Here is a 16,392-nt window from a genome sequence, read left to right as displayed (position 1 = left end):
AAGAGCCCGCTTTATAAGCGAATAAGCCACTGAGTTCTCATTTTATTATTACTTGATTAATTGGATAGGATTACACGGACATGACCCAAACATTTGAACAATACATAAACCTTGCAGACGAAAAACTCGGCGCAAAAGCTACCTTCGCAACAGACGATTTTTTCGCAGATAAAAGCCGTCTACTTAGCCACGCAGCGCCAGAGTGGAAAGACGACTTATATGACGACAACGGCAAGTGGATGGACGGTTGGGAAAGCAGACGTAAACGCGGCGAAGGTTACGATTACTGTGTCGTTCGCCTTGGTCTAGCTGGCACCATTGCTGGCGTTGATATTGATACCTCATTCTTCACAGGTAACTTCCCACCTTCGGCATCAATTGACGCGTGTTATTCACCACAAGGTGAGCCAACAGACTCAACAGAGTGGCAAGAAATTCTGCCTTCAATGGCACTACAAGGTGATCATCATCATCTTGAAGAAATCGAAAGTGACCAAGTATTTACGCACCTACGTTTGAACATCTACCCAGACGGCGGTGTCGCACGCTTACGTGTTTATGGCCGACCAAGCGTGGATTGGGACGCAATTGATTCTCAGCAACAAGTCGACCTAGCAGCCGTTGAACACGGTGGCCGAGCTCTCGCATGTAGTGACGAGCACTACGGCAACAAAGCCAACATCTTAGGTCCAGGCCGCGGTGAAAACATGGGGGACGGTTGGGAAACAGCGCGTCGTCGTACACCGGGTAACGACTGGGTTATCGTGGCATTAGGTCACCCAGGTAACATCGAACGTATCGTTGTGGATACGGCACACTTCAAAGGTAACTACCCAGACAGCTGCTCAATCCAAGCGGCTTACGTGAAAGGTGGCACCGACGACCAAGTGGAAACACAAAGCCTATTCTGGCGTGAACTCTTGCCTGCACAAAAGCTGCAAGCGCACGAGATTCACGAATTCATTTCTGAGGTAAACGACCTTGGTGCGATTACCCACGTACGTGCAAACATATTCCCAGATGGTGGTATCAGCCGTTTGCGTCTGTTTGGTACGAAAGCGAAATAGGTAAGGAAATGAGTATGAGTAATGGAATACGTCGTTTATCTATCGAACCGTTAACCAAGCAGGCTTTTGCAGAGTTTGGCGATGTTATCGAGTCCGATAATAGTGATTTCTTCATGATCAATAGTGGATCAACACGTCGCTACCACAAGCTAGCGACAACGGATGTGCAAGACCAAGATGGAGAAGCCATCATCAGCATCTTCCAAGCCACACCGTTGAGCTACCCACTGACCATCAAAATGTTAGAGCGTCATCCACTTGGCTCTCAGGCATTCATTCCATTACTTGGTCAACCCTATTTAATTGTTGTTGCGCCAAAAGGCGACGATCCAACATTAGCCAATAGCCGAGCTTTCTTGAGCAACGGTCGTCAAGGAGTGAACTATCACAAAGGGGTGTGGCATCACCCAGTGCTCGCCCTCACCGATCAAGACCAGTTCTTGATCGTCGATAGAGGCGGAGAAGGACATAACTGTGATGAAGTTTATTTTGAGAACGACCTAGTGGCATTGCATTTGGAAGATATGCCAACGGAAGACAACAAGGAAGAGCAACGCTTAGCTAAAGCGTTGTGATACAGGAGTTTATTATGGATCCGCATATTACAGAATGGTTGAACTTAGCAATACGCTGGGCTCACATGATTGTTGGTGTTGCATGGATAGGCGCATCATTTTACTTTGTTTGGTTAGAGAACAACCTTAACCGAGTAAACCCAAAAACTGGCCTTTCAGGCGACTTATGGGCAATTCACGGCGGTGGTATTTATCACCTAGAGAAGTACAAACTTGCGCCACCAGAGATGCCAGAGCACCTGCACTGGTTCAAATGGGAAGCCTACTTCACGTGGATCACCGGTGTGTGTCTACTGGGTGTGGTTTACTACCTTAACGCTGAAATCTACCTGATTGCACCGGGCTCTGGCCTTGATTCAACAACGGCAATCGCGATTGGTATTGGTTCATTCGTTGCTGGTTGGTTTATCTACGACTTACTGTGTGACTCGCCTTTAGGTAAAACCCCCGTGTTGCTTGGCGTTGTGCTGTTTTTGCTGCTCGTCGCTGCGACCTATGGTCTAACCCAAGTGTTCAGTGGCCGTGGTGCTTACATTCATGTGGGTGCAATCATTGGTACCATCATGGTGGGTAACGTATTCCGCGTTATCATGCCTGCACAACGTAACTTGGTGAAAGCGATTGAAGAGAAGCGCGAACCGGATCCGGCATTGCCAGCGAAAGGTCTACTGCGTTCTCGTCACAACAACTACATGACCCTGCCAGTGCTGTTCATCATGATCAGTAACCACTTCCCAAGCACTTATGGCTCGGAATACAACTGGCTGATCCTTGCTGGGCTAGCGATTTTCAGTATCTTGGTGCGCCACTACTTCAATACCCGTCACGGTAGTCAGAAGTTTGCATGGACAGTGCCAGTCGCGGCATTGGGTATGATCACGCTTGCGTTTGTGACCTCACCTTACGCGAAAAAACAGATGACTCCGGTTGTGCAAGCACCTGTGGTTCAAGAAGTGCAAGTCAGCGCGACTGAATCAGCGACAGAAGAGCTTGCTGGAAACGACACAGCGTCAACGACGACTAGTTCTCAAGCTGTACCTGCAGACCACGCAATGCAAACGGCTAGCGCAGGTGTAAGCTTTGAAACCATTAACAAAGTCATTCAAGAGCGCTGTTCTGTGTGTCATTCATCAACCCCGAGCCACGCCGCTTTTGCTGCTGCGCCAGCCGGTGTGATGTTTGATACCCCTGAAGAGATTAAAGCCAACGTCCCAAGGATTGTTGCTCAAACCGTAACAACCAAGGTGATGCCGCTCGGTAACATGACTCAAATGACCGACGAAGAACGCGCACTCATCGGCACTTGGGTAGAGCAAGGCGCTACGCTTCAATAATGATGTAAATCCTTTACCTAAGAGCATGAGTCTTAGGTGAGGCTTGGGGAGAGTTTGGTTTACGGGCACGCGCCAAACTCATCCCACCCTGTTTCCCCGGTTCCTATAACCGGGGCTTTTTGTTGTTTTTGGACAAAGGCATATTAGAAACTTTATTAGTATGCATCCTTAATAGTTTTATGAACCCACCGACGTGAGTTCGATATTTGCGTTACATGACATATTTAGTTGCATATAAATTGTTGTTGGTCATGAAATTTAGGCTGTATGTTTGGTATGTGTATGTTCTGAAAGGAAAGCTTGTTGAAATTCAAAGCTTTTGATTGCGAATATTCACAAAGAACTAGTTAGATACCCAAGTATAAATTTCATAAAAAATAAGGAAATATAGTAATGAAATCAGTTTTTTCGTTCGACTCAATGTTAACTCCTAAGTTAGTTACTGGCCTATATTGGTTGTTGTTGCTAATCGCTGTAGTTTCAGGACTAGCAACCATGTTTGGAGGATATGGAGGCGTAACATTTGAGAAGTTTATTCTTGGTGCGTTTACGATATTAGGCGGCGCTATAGGTGCGAGAATTTGGTGTGAATTGATGATAGTTATCTTCAAAATTAATGAAAACCTGCAGTCTCTAAAGGACTTAAAAGGCGAGACTGAAGCCTAGTATATTCAGATGCGTGACAGCTAACACTTCGATGTTAGCTGTCTAACATGCCGAAGCTGCAATTCACTATGTTGCGCCTGTTGGTGAGAAAGAAGACTCTGTGAATCATTGCATGTCGATAGTAAGTACTTACGTTTAAACTGATTCATTGCGTGCGCAGTCCTGTATAAGGTTCTTGATATGAATCTCTACCCATGGCATTTTTAGTCCAAATTGACTTTACTTAGGACAAAAAATGGAAGACTTGATAGTCGCGTATTTTAGGGCATTGAGCTCATTCTTTAGGTATCTGTTTCAGTCGATCTTGATTGAGTTCATTGGTTACGGAGCTGGCTGGATAGTCTGTAAAGTATTCACACTAGGGCGCTTTCCCCCATTGATTCCAACCGACAAAGAGCGAACCAGAATCTCTTATATCGGAGCTATTAGTATCGTGTTGCTTCTGTTAGCAATTGGTGTCTTCAATAGTTTGTGATTCGGAGTGAAGATATATGAAATTTTACCCTGCGGAACAATACCAAGCGGCTTGCAACGAGCTGTTTGTCCGATACGAACGTGACATCAAAAAGCTAATCCTTAATGCGAGAGTTGAGCACGTAGGCGCATCTTCTATTCCATCTGCAGTATCTAAAGGCGACTTGGATATATTCGTCGGTATTGAATCGAGTGAACTTGAGTACGCCATTGAACAACTCACAACACTCGGCTTCAATGAGAAACTCGATACCTTAAGAACGCCGGAACTGTGCATGTTGGAGTCTACATCAGGACATGACGTGGCCTTGCAAGTAGTTGCCAATGGTTCTGAGTTCGAATGTTTTCTAAGGTTTCGTGACAAGCTACGTGCGGATCCGGAATTAGTGGAGCAATACAACACCCTCAAAATGTCTTGTGAAGATTGGTCGCAAGAAGAGTACCGTGAAAAGAAGTCGGCTTTTATCGAGCATGTGTTGGCTTTGAAATAACAACAAGTTTCGATTGGATATTATTCATCCAAATCCTAACTTTTTGTGCTGTTTTTACTTTCCTCTTACACTCTTTTCAAATATCGAATTTAGTATCAAATTTCTCTTTGTTATACAGGCAAGCCTCTCATTATGAAGAACTTCTTTGATAGCGAACTCATGCTCTCTAGCTCCTTGAATTTCGTTTTGCTATCGCTTGGGCTAACGCTACTTTTTCATCTTCCTATTTGGTGTGGGTTCAACTTGAGCCGACGCAAATGGAAGCTCATGGATTATTTATGGCCGTTTCTAGCGGGTATCGGGATGCTGGGTGCAGTCTCTGAGATTCGTGCGAAAGTAGCGGGTGATTGGGTTGAAACAGAACAAACCAGAGCGGTGGCGATTTTAGAGTCGGTTCAGCAGTTTTATTTGGATAAGCTGCGAAGTGATACCTGCACAGGTCAACCATCTTTGGATAATCACGCTCAGCACCATGAAGCGTGTTTGTGGTATTTGAATACGGCGATCACGTTCAAAGACGTTGATTTCACCTTGTTACCCAACGCATCGGATTTTACAGTTCCTGCGCCTAGTGTATCGCTGGTGGAAAGTGATGCCGTGTGGGTGGATGGTATGCTGAGTCAGTATGAGATGCAGAAAAACCAATACATAAAAACCAGAGAAGCGCAGGTGAAGCAACCATTAGAAAGCCTCTTCTGGTATGTGAGTCCTTACTTAGTCTGTTTCGCTATTGCGTTGCGTTTGACGAAAGTGACCGCAGAGCTCAAATTAGATAAGTGCGTATAGTTTGAGTTCCTATACCCAGATAGAAAAGGTGAAGTAATGAATGTGAGTGAGTTTTCTCGGTTGGTGGGTTTGTCAGCCCACACGCTTCGCTACTATGAAAAAATCGGCTTGTTGAAAAATGTTCAGCGAAACAGCAGCGGGCATCGAGTCTATACATCGAAAGACGTTACCTGGATTGAGTTCGTGAAGCGCTTAAAAGACACCGCAATGCCACTGGATGAGATTTTAGAATACGCAAAGCTAAGGGAATTAGGGCCAGAATCGACTTCGCAGCGCCAAGTGTTGCTCGAACAACATCAACAGAATTTGAGGTCCCATATCGAAGAGCAGCAAAAGCATCTGGCTGCGCTAGAGCAAAAAATTAGTTTGTATCGAGATGGAAAAGTCCGTTGACTTAGAGTCGACTCTAACTTGTAAGGTGTTCCTGTGAACTATAAATACAGGAACAAACTCATGAATCAATCACGTTTCGACATTGGCTTAGAAAGACTTAATCATATCGACGGAGAAGCAGGGCAACAGGTTATTGAAAGCCTGCAAGACATCTGCCCTGATCTTGCAAAATATACTATCGAGTATCCTTTTGGTGATATCTATTCACGCCCCGGTTTGGATTTGAAATCACGAGAGATCGCGACCGTCGCTGCCCTTACCGCACTCGGTAATTGTGTCCCTCAGCTTAAGGTGCATTTGAATGCGGCACTCAATGTTGGATGCAGCGAGGAAGAGATTAAAGAAGTGATATTGCAGATGTCGGTGTATGCGGGATTCCCAGCGGCGTTAAATGGCATGTTCGCATTTAAAGAGGTGCTTGCGGAGAGAGGCACAGCTTGAGATAAATAGAAAATATAGTCTGAAAAGGGAGCGTCAACTTTGCTAAGTTGCGTTCCCTTTTTATTGATTGGCTAAGTTTTAAAGGTCGTAAACCTGAAGGTTCGCGGTTCTTTAAGATGACATAGACAGCGCGAATGACAGCAAGATAGGCAAGGTAACCACACTTAGGAAGTTGCCGAACAACACCATGGACGCGACTTTAGGCGGCTCGACATTGAACCTTTCTGCAAACAGGTAGTTCATCACGGCGGGTGGCAACATGGTGAACAGCACCATCATTTGTAGGTGCAGCGTAGGCAGCGGGATAAAGAAGTAGATGATGGTAAAGGCGATGGCGCCAGTAAACAGCGATTGAGCCGTGCACAATAAGCCTACCTTTAATCCACTTAGCCTCAAGTTGACCATTTGCGAACCCAGCGACAGCAGCATAATTGGGACAGCAGCTTGTCCAAGCAGTGAAGTGGCTTCGTAGATTGGATTCCAAACCGCAATGCCAGATAGGTTCAACGTCATCGCTAATGCGGCGGCTAAGAATATCGGCATCTTGAGGATCTGTTTGAGCGGATTACCTTCACTCAATAGCGCTAAACCGACACTAATGTGCACGCATGCCGATACCACAAACAGCAATACCGCAGGGGCTAATGCACTCTCACCAAAGGTATACGTGAATAGGGGAATCGCGAGGTTGCCACTGTTGCGGAACATATGTGGTGGCGCCCAAGCTTTGAAGTTGAGCTTAAACAGTTTACAGATCGGAATCATCAACAGTGCTGGCACTAGCACTGCCACCAAAGAGGCAGAGATCAGTGGCAGTTGCTCGGTGTCGAGGGGCATGGTGGTCAGGGATGCAAACACCAAAGCAGGAATACAAACATCCATGTTGATACGATTGATCGGTTTGAAATCGGGTTTGAGCCAACGGCCGACCGCAAAGCCAGCACTGGCTAAAGCAAAAACGGGAAACAGAATGCTGACGACCTGTTCGAACATAGAATTCCTTTCTAGATTGAGTGCTTCCATTTAGCTGAGAAACGAATGTTTTAGAGAGACGCTAAAGTGAAGTATGAAGTCGATATGTATAAACATTAACCTATCAATATAATGACTTGGCGTCACCGAAGATCGTTGTTTGTGAACGGTTAATTTATATTTCTTTGAATGAAGCACAAAAAAGACCAGTGGCATCAGCAACTGGTCTTTCAAGGCTAGATAAATCTGGACGGATTTTTAATGAACGACGGCTGTTGCTGTCTAGCGATTGTTACTCGGTTTTCAGTCTAGCTAACGAGCTTTTGATAATCTTTGAAATTCACATCGTAGGCTTTCTCGCCGTAGATGTAAGTCTCGCTGACGGTTCTGTCGTCACCCAGGCTCATCAATACAAATAGCTTCTCTTCAAGCTTGGTCGCTTGTCCCATTCTAAAGCGCATCAATTGTGTGGCGTGTAAGTCCAACACCACGAAATCGGCTTCTTTTCCTACTTCCAAGTTACCAATCTTGTCTTCTAAATGCAGCGAACGTGCGCCGCCTAGTGTTGCCAAGAACAGCGACTTAGCTGGGTGCAGCTTCTTATGCTGTAACTGCATGATCTTGTACGCTTCACTCATTGTTTGCAGGATTGAGAAGCTGGTGCCTGCGCCTACATCAGTACCCACGCCGACACGAATACCGTGATCTTCCATCTCTGGTAATCGGAACAAACCGGAGCCTAAGAACAAGTTCGAAGTTGGGCAAAAGGCGATGGCAGATTCAGTATCAGCAAGGCGCTTACATTCGCAGTCAGACAAGTGAATACCATGGGCGAATACCGAACGCTTGTGAAGGAGCCCGTAATGGTCATAGACATCTAGGTAACTGTCGCGCTCTGGGAACAGCGATTTCACCCACTCGATCTCTTTCTCGTTTTCAGAAAGGTGAGTGTGCATGTACACGTCTGGATATTCTTCTAGCAGTTTACCTACAGTGGCAAGTTGCTCTGGTGTGCTGGTTGGCGCAAAACGAGGTGTCACCGCGTAAAGTAAACGGCCGCGGTTATGCCATTTCTCAATCAGTTCCTTGGAGTCTGCGTAGCCAGATTCTGGTGTGTCGGTGAGGTAATCAGGCGCATTGCGATCCATCAATACCTTACCTGCGATCATGCGTAGGTTGCGCTTCTCAGCTTCTTCAAAGAACACGTTAACCGACTCTTTGTGCACGGTACCGAACACGAGTGCAGTGGTGGTACCGTTGCTTGCCAATTCGTCTAGGAATAGCTTCGCCACTTTGTGTGCGTAAACTGGGTTTTTAAAGCGTTTTTCTTCTGGGAAGGTGTAGTTCTCTAACCAATCTAGTAGCTGCTCACCGTAAGACGCGATCATCCCTGTTTGAGGGTAGTGGATGTGCGTATCAATAAAGCCAGAGGTGATCAGCTTGTCTTTGTATTCTTTTACTTCGAGTGTTTTAGGTTGGCGAGCTAATACCTCGTCGGCATGCCCTAGGTCGACGACATGGCCGTTCTCAACCACTAAAACACCGTCTTCAAAATAGTCGTAAGACTCATCGATACCGACATCTTTTGGGTCGGCGACGCTGTGTAAAATGCTGGCGCGATAAGCTTTGCGTTGCGTTGTCATGTTTACTTCCTTTTAATGACTTCAGCGACGTTATGGCCACTGAAGCTTTGCGACTTTTATTAGGCGATCTTCTCTTCCAATGGTGGTTCGCCTACGTCGCTTGGTTGACTGTGTTGATCGGTCAAATCCTGATTTCGATATTGTTTGGTTGGGCGCTTTTGTTCAAGTGCTTGCCCTTGATAGTGTGCGATCAGTTCACCCGCAACCGATACCGCAATTTCCGCAGGGTGTTTGCCATTCACGGTGCTAATGCCAATCGGGCAAAGCATAGTTTCTATCTGTTCCTGGCTGTAGCCACGCTGCTCTAAGCGGAAGTCGAATTTCTTACGCTTCGTAAGCGAACCAATCATGCCAAAGTAACGGCTATCTTCACGGTCAATAATCGCTTTGGTCAGGTCGAAATCGAGCTGGTGGTTGTGCGTCATCACAAGGTAATAGCTGTTCGGTGGCATGTGTTTCACTTCGCCAACCGGATCATCTGAGACAAGCTTTTTAACACCGTGTGGCAGCGTTTCAGGGAATACTTCTTCACGCTCATCAATCCAGGTCACGCGAAAGGGCAGGGTTGCGACAATGTGCAGCAGCGCTTTGGCAACATGGCCTGCGCCGAACAGCACAAGGTGGTTCTGCTGAGTGCCAATCGGTTCGAAGCTTAACGTTGCCACTCCGCCACAACATTGGCCTAAACGAGCGCCTAGGTTGAAGCGTTCCACTTTGAGCGATTTTTCGCTGGCAATCAGCATTTCGCGAGCCATTTTAGTGGCCACATGTTCAAGGTGACCACCACCAATCGTAGCGATGATTCGGTCACGAGTGACTAGCATTTTGGTGCCCGCATCGCGTGGAACGGAGCCTCTGTCTTCAAGAACCGTCACCATCACACACGGTTCGTAATTCTCTTCCAGTTTTGCCAGTTCATGAATCCAATTATCCTTAAACATACGTCCTCCTAAATCCCTTTATGCTTCCTCAGCTATTTATTACGCCTTAAGCCGTTTCTGATTGAGCATCGACCGAAGTCGGAGCCGTTTCAGTGACTTCCTGAATCGCCATCAGAATACGTTCTGGCGTTGCAGGTGTGTTGAGCTTAGGAATCGCCCCATCGACGGCTACATAGCTAATGGCGTCTTTCAGTGCGCTCCATACCGACATACCCAACATGAAAGGCGGTTCACCCACGGCTTTCGAGTTGAAGACGGTGTCTTCTGGGTTGCTGCGGTTTTCCAAAAGGTGCGTTCTGAAATCAATTGGCATATCAGCAATCGCAGGGATTTTGTAGCTTGCAGGGCCGTTGGTCATTAAGCGGCCTTGCTGGTTCCATACCAACTCTTCCGTCGTTAACCAACCGACACCTTGCACAAAGCCACCTTCGACTTGGCCGATATCAATTGCTGGGTTCAATGAAGCGCCCACATCATGCAGAATATCGACACGCAGAATCTTGTTTTCGCCGGTTAAGGTATCGATGATAACCTCTGAACAAGAGGCGCCATACGCGTAGTAGTAGAACGGGCGACCGCGTGCTTTCTCGTGATCGTAATAGATCTTCGGCGTGCGGTAGAAGCCAGTGCTCGATAGCGAGATTTGGTTAAACCAAGCCAGTTCAACAAACGAGTTGAAGGTCATGATCTCATCGCGAATCTGCACCATACCGTTCTTAAATACTACTTCTTCAGGCCACACTTTGAAGTGCGAAGAAGCAAAGTCAATCAGGCGCTGCTTAATGGTCATTGCGGCGTTTTGCGCGGCCTTACCGTTGAGGTCGGTGCCCGATGAGGCTGCGGTTGGTGATGTGTTCGGAACTTTGTCTGTGTTTGTAGCGGTGATCTGGATACGTTCGACATCGACTTGGAACTCCTGTGCAACGATTTGTGCCACTTTGATGTTCAAGCCTTGTCCCATTTCCGTACCACCGTGATTCAAATGAATACTGCCATCGGTGTAGATATGGATGAGCGCACCTGCTTGGTTCAAGAAAGTCGCAGTAAACGAGATACCGAATTTCACTGGCGTGATAGCAAGGCCTTTCTTCAAGATAGGGCTTTGCTTGTTGAACTCAGCGATGTCTTTACGACGTGCGTGATAGTCACTGCTACGCTCAAGCTGTTCGGTTATCTCAGGTAAAAAGTTGTCTTCAACGGTTTGGTAGTAATGGGTCACGTTACGGCCTTCTTCGCCGTAGTAGTTCGCCTTACGTACTTCCAAAGGATCTTTTTTCAGGTAACGCGCAATCTCGTCCATGATGTGTTCGATGGTCATCATGCCTTGCGGGCCACCAAAGCCACGGTAAGCGGTATTCGATGCCGTGTTGGTTTTGCATCGATGACCGACCACAGTTGCATCACCTAAGTAATAGGCGTTGTCTGAGTGGAACATTGCTCGGTCGACGATAGAACTTGATAAGTCTGGCGAGTAACCACAGTTACCTGCAACGGTAATGTCGGCACCTTGAATCATACCATTGTCGTCAAAACCGACCGTATATTGGTTGTAGAACGGGTGGCGTTTACCGGTTTGCTGCATGTCTTCATTGCGCAGCAAACGCATTTTGGTTGGTCGGCCTGTAAGGTGGGCAATAACCGCAGCCATACATGCTGGAGAGGCCGCTTGAGTCTCTTTACCACCGAAACCACCACCCATACGACGCATATCAATCACGACTTTGTGCATCGGCACGCCAATCACTTCCGCAACCAACTTTTGAACTTCGGTCGGGTTTTGAGTCGAGGTGTACACGATCATGCCGCCGTCTTCGGTTGGCATCACGCTACTGATTTGAGTTTCTAGGTAGAAGTGCTCTTGGCCGCCGATCTCTAGATCACCTGAGATCACATGTTTCGCTTTTGCCAGCGCGGCTTTCGAGTCACCACGTTGTTGAGTGTGGCTTTCTGTTACGAAGTGCTCTTTCTCTAGCGCTTCTTTTACATCAAGAATGGCGGGTAGCTCTTCGTATTCAATAATGGCTGCGTGTGCGGCTTTGCGTGCCGTCTCTAAATCGTTGGCTGCCACGGCAATCACAGGTTGGCCGTAGTATTCTACTTTGCCATCAGCGAGCAGTGGGTCACCCGGTAGGATGGCACCGATATCCAGTTCACCCGGTACGTCCTTGGCTTGAATGGCAATCGCCACGCCTTCGAATTCGTAACACGGAGATAGGTCTATTTTGGTGATGTTGGCGTGCGCTTGCGTGCTCAGGCGTGCGTAGACGTGCAGCTGATTTGGGAACTCTAGGCGGTCGTCAATGTATACCGCTTCGCCCGTGACTTGCTTGGCTGCACTGTCGTGTTTTACGCTTTTACCTACGCCAGTTTTTAGGTCTTGTTTTGCAATGGTAACCATCTCTTCGTGGGTCATCGCATTGCTCTTGTGAACAGAGGAATTTGATTTAGACATAAGACGTTACCCTTGTTTCGATTTGGTTGTTTTTGTTCTGCTGTTCAATGAAGTAACGACGCAACATATTGGCTGCCGACAATGAACGGTATTCTTGGCTGGCACGGAAATCAGATAGCGGCTCAAAGTCGTTATACAGTTCCTGCATCGCTAACTTAATATTAGCGTCTGTCCACGGTTTGCCTAATAACGTATTTTCACAACGCGCCGCGCGCTTAGGTGTTGCAGCCATACCACCGAAAGCGATACGAGCGTAAGAAACCTTGCCATCTTCGATTTGAATATCAAACGCACCACATACCGCAGAGATATCATCGTCTAAACGTTTAGACAGTTTGTAAGCTCGGAAGCTGTCGTTGCTTGGCTTAGGAATGATGATCTGTTCAATGAACTCACTCTCTTTTTGCGCTGTCACTTTGTAGCTGATGAAGTAATCTTCAATCGGCATGGTGCGTGACTCATCACCACAACGAAGTTTGATCTTCGCGTTCAGGGCAATCAGTAGAGGAGGGGTATCACCGATAGGTGAAGCGTTGGCAACATTGCCACCGATGGTGCCTTGGTTACGAACTTGAAGTGAAGCAAAGCGGTGCAATAGTTCCCCAAAATCTGGGTAGTGTTTTTTCAGTAGTGAGTAAGAATCGCTGATAGGTAGGTTGGCACCAATGATTAAATCGGTGTCGGTCTCTTCGCATACCTTCATGTCTTCAACAAGGTTTACGCTGATCAGTGTTTCAATCTCGCGATGGAATTGTGTCACTTCCAGTGCTAAATCCGTGCCGCCAGCAACCAGCTTCGCGTTCGGATGCGCTTGAAAAAGCTTGGCCAACTCGTCAGTGCTTTTCGGGGAAAAAGCGGTGAGGTGACCAAGGCGTAAGTTGGCCTCAGTGTCTTGAATGCTTTCTAGCTTCTTGATGGTGTTGCGTTCAAGTTCAGCAAATTGGTCGATCAAAGGTTGGTCTGTTGAAAGTGACATCGCAGCATCAACAATTGGTCGGTAGCCTGTACAACGACATAGGTTACCCGCCAGTGATTCCATGACGTCTTCTTTGCTCGCATCGGGTTTGTTCTTGCCTAGCGCAAACATCGACATGATGAAGCCCGGTGTGCAGTAACCACATTGGGAACCGTGAAAATCCACCACCGCTTTCTGTACTGGGTGCAAAGAGCGATCTCGGTTTTGTAGATCTTCTACTGTGATCAGTTGCTTTCCATGCAGCGCTGAAACGAACGTCAGGCAAGAGTTCACCGAGCGGTATTGCAGCTGTCCATCAACCACTTCACCCAGAACTACCGTACATGCACCACAGTCACCCGACCCACAACCTTCTTTTGTACCGGTTTTATTAACCTTGGTACGAAGGTAGTTGAGCACTGTCATATTTGGCGACAGATTATCTTCACGTCTTATTTCCTGATTGAGCAAAAAAGTAATCAAGAGACCTCCTTGTAAATCGACATATTTCCATGTGTATTCTTTTTGACTTCTAGGTCAATAATTATCCATCCTGACCCTGTGGTCAACTATTTATTTACAAAAATGCAACAAATAGTCTTAGTTGTGGATTGTATACAATTTTATTTTAACCGTAGTTGTCTGTTTTATAAGGGTTTGGATTGAGATTGAACAGTTTTATGGTGTGAATGAATGGATAGCTATGTATACAAGATAAAGACAAGATTTATGGCACTGTTGGGAGTGATTCTGTAGAGGCTAAGATCGTTGTTGAGGCTAGAATAGACAGTGTTTTAGATGGATGTGAGCCGATCGTCGTCTTTATTTTTAGGTGAGAGGGCATAAAAAAGAGAAGTAAACACTAAGGCTTACTTCTCTCCTGTATTGTTAATAAAAAGCTGTTAACAAAAAGTTGTTAACAGATGGTTATCAATCGTTTGTTGAATCGTCTATGACTTACTCTTAAGCAGATCTGAGAACACGACATGCAGATCACTAGAAGCTGTGCTGCTGTCTAGGTTGAGCTTCGAACGAATATGGCTTAGGTGTTCTTGCATCAACTCTACGGCTTGTTGTTCATTGCCTGACTCTATCGCATCCAGTAAGCCTGAGTGTTCGTCTAGAGAACAGTTCGAGTGGTTGCCCGTTTCGTACTGAGCGATCAGCAGTGAAGTTTGCGATACCAAGCTGCGTTGGAAAGCCAGCAGTGGCGCGTTCTCTGCCATTTCAGCCAATTTGATGTGGAACTCACCAGACAAACGTAGGCCAGAGCCGTAATCGCCTTGGTCGAAAGCACAGTTCTCTTTCGCGACTAATTTTCTGCATTCTTCTATTTGAGCTTTGGTTGCGTTTTTCACCGCCAGCTCAGTGATAGCAATTTCCATCACTTCACGTGCTTTAAAGATTTGTTTGGCTTCGTCAACCGTTGGCGCAGCAATCACGGCTCCTCGGTTAGGACGGATCACCACAACTTGTTCTAAAGAAAGACGCAGTAAGGCACGGCGGATAATGGTGCGGCTAACGCTAAAGATTTCTGCTAACGCTTCTTCGCTTAATTTGGTGGCTGGTGGCAGTCTTTGTTCTAGTATCGCGTCGAAGATATGGCAGTAAACAACATCGTCTTGAGTCTGGCCTGTTACTTTCGTTTTTACACCTTTGGAGACAGAGTTTTTGAGAACTGTCATAGAGATAAGGGCCCTTGTTTAGTCGAGTTGGGTTGGTCGAGAATAATTCATGAGTGTTACTCTATATTGTATACATTTATCTATACAATGCCACCGGATGAAAGTGCGATGCACGCTTATTTGTTAATGACTTATAACATTTAGTTTGCAGGGAACTGTGTGCAATCTTGAGCTTTAAGTCATTCGCCCTAAAACTAGACGCGATTATCGCCACAGCTGTAGGCGACGATCTGGCTTATTTCGCTCAGGGTACGACCTGATTGCTGCTGCCACTCGTTGAAAGCCTTACTTGCCGCGACTTGTGCTCGTTTGGTGTTACGACCGCTATCAATCACATCTGTGCTGCGCAGGTGCGCTTCAACGTCAGAAGATAAGATAAACGTGTCTTTTCCCATTTGGCGCAGAGTGTAGGCACCAGTGTTACCGCCTAATCGCTTGCCGTGTTTCTTCAGATAATCCCAAAGTTCAGTGATACGTTCTGATGGCCAGTCGGCAACCATTTGTGAGAAGGAATCCGCCTCACGCTTAGCATTGTGGATCATGGTGGCATTGGCAGGGATGGTCATCACCTTAGTGAGGTGGCGAATAATGCGCGGGTCTTGCGCTTTTTGTTCCCACATTTCATTCGGCAGCATCAGCATTTTTTCGATATTGAATTCAAAGAACACTTCTTCAAATTGCGGCCATTTCTTCCTCACTACATTCCATGAAATACCACACTGGAATACTTTTTCAGTAAAGGCGGCTAGCCAACGATCGTCGGTGATTTGTGATAGCTCGGCTTGTGAAAGGGGCGCACGAACAATTTTTTCGAGTTCGGCCGCTCCGCCTTTGCGGTGAGCTGCACGTTGGTAAATAGTATCGAATTTTTCTTGGGTCATGAAGGTTCCAAATTACATCTGTGTATCTTGAGTATGTAGCCAATGCTTAATGATATGGGGTCAAATCTAGTAATTAAAACGAACTAGCAGAGCTTTAATTCCATCTGATACAAGGGCCACGTTTTGCCATTGAACTCTTTGACGCTCGGCTCTTTGTCGACCACCTGAAAGCCGGCTTTGTCGTAGCAACGTTTTGCTCCGATATTCTGCTGAAATACCGCTAAGCTGATGGTGGTGACATCAGGTATTTGTTTCGCGGCGTCTAATGCACTTTCTATCATTGATTGCCCAAGCCCTTTGCCTCGTTGGTTTGGGTGAATCGCAACTCGGCAGAAACGAAGTTCACTGTCTGACATACGTTGAAACTCCATAAACCCGATCAGTTCTGAGTTATTGCCGTTCGAATTCAGTTCAGAGAGAGCACTAGACTCAGAGAAGGTATATAGCTCAACTTGAGGCTCTTGAGAGCGTTCGATGATGGAGGCGGCTTCTAACGGCCAACCAAAGGTTCGTCCGCCCCACAGTACATAGTCTTCGAGTGATGTGAACCAAGTGACGATCTCATTGGCATCGGAGGCTTTAAAGCGATTTATTTCCATATCCTTCTCTCTTCCTTATCGTGTGTCTCTTTTTCTA

Annotated in this window: 17 protein-coding genes and 1 pseudogene; 10 read left to right on the top strand and 8 right to left on the bottom strand. The window is 46.5% G+C overall.

The genetic code is table 11. The features are described 5' to 3' along the window. The first annotated feature begins 80 nt into the window (after positions 1-80). The 10 genes and pseudogenes from alc to A136_RS06790 all read left to right on the top strand — a co-directional run bounded on the left by alc (position 81) and on the right by A136_RS06790 (position 6,227). The gene (alc, locus tag A136_RS06830; RefSeq protein WP_017065000.1) at positions 81-1,067 is read left to right on the top strand and encodes an allantoicase; all 987 of its coding nucleotides are present in this window, start codon (positions 81-83) and stop codon (positions 1,065-1,067) included. Between the two features lie 14 nt (positions 1,068-1,081). Further along, a complete protein-coding gene (locus A136_RS06825) occupies positions 1,082-1,642 on the top strand; it encodes an ureidoglycolate lyase (protein WP_017061598.1) in 561 nt (186 codons plus the stop codon). A gap of 14 nt (positions 1,643-1,656) precedes the next feature. Continuing rightward, positions 1,657-2,976 carry a urate hydroxylase PuuD gene (locus A136_RS06820; RefSeq protein WP_017061599.1) on the top strand — a complete coding sequence of 440 codons (1,320 nt, stop codon included), beginning with the start codon at positions 1,657-1,659 and terminating at the stop codon, positions 2,974-2,976. A 393-nt stretch (positions 2,977-3,369) separates the two neighbouring features. Continuing rightward, a complete protein-coding gene (locus A136_RS06815; protein WP_017064999.1) occupies positions 3,370-3,642 on the top strand; it encodes a DUF4282 domain-containing protein in 273 nt (90 codons plus the stop codon). Between the two features lie 49 nt (positions 3,643-3,691). Continuing rightward, a pseudogene (locus A136_RS23165) lies at positions 3,692-3,781 on the top strand (AraC family transcriptional regulator); the annotation flags it as partial. A 96-nt stretch (positions 3,782-3,877) separates the two neighbouring features. Then, positions 3,878-4,117, top strand: coding sequence for a hypothetical protein (locus A136_RS06810; RefSeq protein ID WP_017064998.1), 240 nt, complete (start codon positions 3,878-3,880; stop codon positions 4,115-4,117). A gap of 16 nt (positions 4,118-4,133) precedes the next feature. Then, a complete protein-coding gene (locus A136_RS06805; protein ID WP_017064997.1) occupies positions 4,134-4,607 on the top strand; it encodes a GrpB family protein in 474 nt (157 codons plus the stop codon). Between the two features lie 267 nt (positions 4,608-4,874). After that, entirely contained in the window at positions 4,875-5,393 is a 519-nt protein-coding gene (locus A136_RS06800; RefSeq protein ID WP_017064996.1) for a hypothetical protein, read from the top strand. Positions 5,394-5,429: 36 nt separating this feature from the next. Next, entirely contained in the window at positions 5,430-5,786 is a 357-nt protein-coding gene (locus A136_RS06795) for a MerR family transcriptional regulator (protein ID WP_017061603.1), read from the top strand. Between the two features lie 60 nt (positions 5,787-5,846). Then, on the top strand, positions 5,847-6,227 hold the full coding sequence (locus tag A136_RS06790; RefSeq protein WP_017061604.1) for a carboxymuconolactone decarboxylase family protein: 381 nt from the start codon (positions 5,847-5,849) through the stop codon (positions 6,225-6,227). Between the two features lie 111 nt (positions 6,228-6,338). Here the strand turns inward: A136_RS06790 and A136_RS06785 are convergent, their stop codons facing one another. The 8 genes from A136_RS06785 to A136_RS06750 form a co-directional block, all read right to left on the bottom strand. Continuing rightward, on the bottom strand, positions 6,339-7,220 hold the full coding sequence (locus A136_RS06785) for an AEC family transporter (protein WP_017064995.1): 882 nt from the start codon (positions 7,218-7,220) through the stop codon (positions 6,339-6,341). A gap of 287 nt (positions 7,221-7,507) precedes the next feature. Further along, positions 7,508-8,842: a guanine deaminase gene (guaD, locus tag A136_RS06780; RefSeq protein WP_017064994.1), complete on the bottom strand. Its 1,335-nt coding sequence runs from the start codon at positions 8,840-8,842 to the stop codon at positions 7,508-7,510. A gap of 59 nt (positions 8,843-8,901) precedes the next feature. Then, on the bottom strand, positions 8,902-9,783 hold the full coding sequence (gene xdhC, locus A136_RS06775) for a xanthine dehydrogenase accessory protein XdhC (protein ID WP_017064993.1): 882 nt from the start codon (positions 9,781-9,783) through the stop codon (positions 8,902-8,904). A gap of 46 nt (positions 9,784-9,829) precedes the next feature. Then, positions 9,830-12,235, bottom strand: a complete 2,406-nt coding sequence (xdhB, locus tag A136_RS06770) for a xanthine dehydrogenase molybdopterin binding subunit (protein WP_017064992.1) — start codon at positions 12,233-12,235, stop codon at positions 9,830-9,832. Beyond that, the gene (gene xdhA / locus A136_RS06765; RefSeq protein WP_032546886.1) at positions 12,228-13,673 is read right to left on the bottom strand and encodes a xanthine dehydrogenase small subunit; all 1,446 of its coding nucleotides are present in this window, start codon (positions 13,671-13,673) and stop codon (positions 12,228-12,230) included. Before xdhA ends, xdhB begins: the two co-directional genes overlap by 8 nt. A 467-nt stretch (positions 13,674-14,140) precedes the next feature. Then, a complete protein-coding gene (locus A136_RS06760; RefSeq protein WP_017061609.1) occupies positions 14,141-14,875 on the bottom strand; it encodes a GntR family transcriptional regulator in 735 nt (244 codons plus the stop codon). A gap of 194 nt (positions 14,876-15,069) precedes the next feature. After that, positions 15,070-15,756: a DNA-3-methyladenine glycosylase I gene (locus A136_RS06755; RefSeq protein WP_017064990.1), complete on the bottom strand. Its 687-nt coding sequence runs from the start codon at positions 15,754-15,756 to the stop codon at positions 15,070-15,072. Positions 15,757-15,839: 83 nt separating this feature from the next. Then, complete coding sequence (locus A136_RS06750) at positions 15,840-16,355, bottom strand: GNAT family N-acetyltransferase (RefSeq protein ID WP_017064989.1); 516 nt, start codon at positions 16,353-16,355, stop codon at positions 15,840-15,842. Positions 16,356-16,392 lie beyond the last annotated feature (37 nt).

The sequence above is a fragment of the Vibrio crassostreae 9ZC13 genome (genome assembly GCF_000272045.2).
Lineage (GTDB): Bacteria > Pseudomonadota > Gammaproteobacteria > Enterobacterales > Vibrionaceae > Vibrio > Vibrio crassostreae_C.
The sequence above is the reverse complement of the archived record's forward strand: the minus strand, read 5'-3'. Positions and strand labels throughout refer to the sequence as shown.

Bases quoted from the DNA above. Each gene is read 5' to 3' on its own strand.
- alc (WP_017065000.1), top strand. From the start codon at position 81: ATGACCCAAACATTTGAACAATACATAAACCTTGCAGACGAAAAACTC.
- A136_RS06825 (WP_017061598.1), top strand. From the start codon at position 1,082: ATGAGTAATGGAATACGTCGTTTATCTATCGAACCGTTAACCAAGCAG.
- A136_RS06820 (WP_017061599.1), top strand. From the start codon at position 1,657: ATGGATCCGCATATTACAGAATGGTTGAACTTAGCAATACGCTGGGCT.
- A136_RS06815 (WP_017064999.1), top strand. From the start codon at position 3,370: ATGAAATCAGTTTTTTCGTTCGACTCAATGTTAACTCCTAAGTTAGTT.
- A136_RS06810 (WP_017064998.1), top strand. From the start codon at position 3,878: ATGGAAGACTTGATAGTCGCGTATTTTAGGGCATTGAGCTCATTCTTT.
- A136_RS06805 (WP_017064997.1), top strand. From the start codon at position 4,134: ATGAAATTTTACCCTGCGGAACAATACCAAGCGGCTTGCAACGAGCTG.
- A136_RS06800 (WP_017064996.1), top strand. From the start codon at position 4,875: ATGGATTATTTATGGCCGTTTCTAGCGGGTATCGGGATGCTGGGTGCA.
- A136_RS06795 (WP_017061603.1), top strand. From the start codon at position 5,430: ATGAATGTGAGTGAGTTTTCTCGGTTGGTGGGTTTGTCAGCCCACACG.
- A136_RS06790 (WP_017061604.1), top strand. From the start codon at position 5,847: ATGAATCAATCACGTTTCGACATTGGCTTAGAAAGACTTAATCATATC.
- A136_RS06785 (WP_017064995.1), bottom strand. From the start codon at position 7,220: ATGTTCGAACAGGTCGTCAGCATTCTGTTTCCCGTTTTTGCTTTAGCC.
- guaD (WP_017064994.1), bottom strand. From the start codon at position 8,842: ATGACAACGCAACGCAAAGCTTATCGCGCCAGCATTTTACACAGCGTC.
- xdhC (WP_017064993.1), bottom strand. From the start codon at position 9,783: ATGTTTAAGGATAATTGGATTCATGAACTGGCAAAACTGGAAGAGAAT.
- xdhB (WP_017064992.1), bottom strand. From the start codon at position 12,235: ATGTCTAAATCAAATTCCTCTGTTCACAAGAGCAATGCGATGACCCAC.
- A136_RS06760 (WP_017061609.1), bottom strand. From the start codon at position 14,875: ATGACAGTTCTCAAAAACTCTGTCTCCAAAGGTGTAAAAACGAAAGTA.
- A136_RS06755 (WP_017064990.1), bottom strand. From the start codon at position 15,756: ATGACCCAAGAAAAATTCGATACTATTTACCAACGTGCAGCTCACCGC.
- A136_RS06750 (WP_017064989.1), bottom strand. From the start codon at position 16,355: ATGGAAATAAATCGCTTTAAAGCCTCCGATGCCAATGAGATCGTCACT.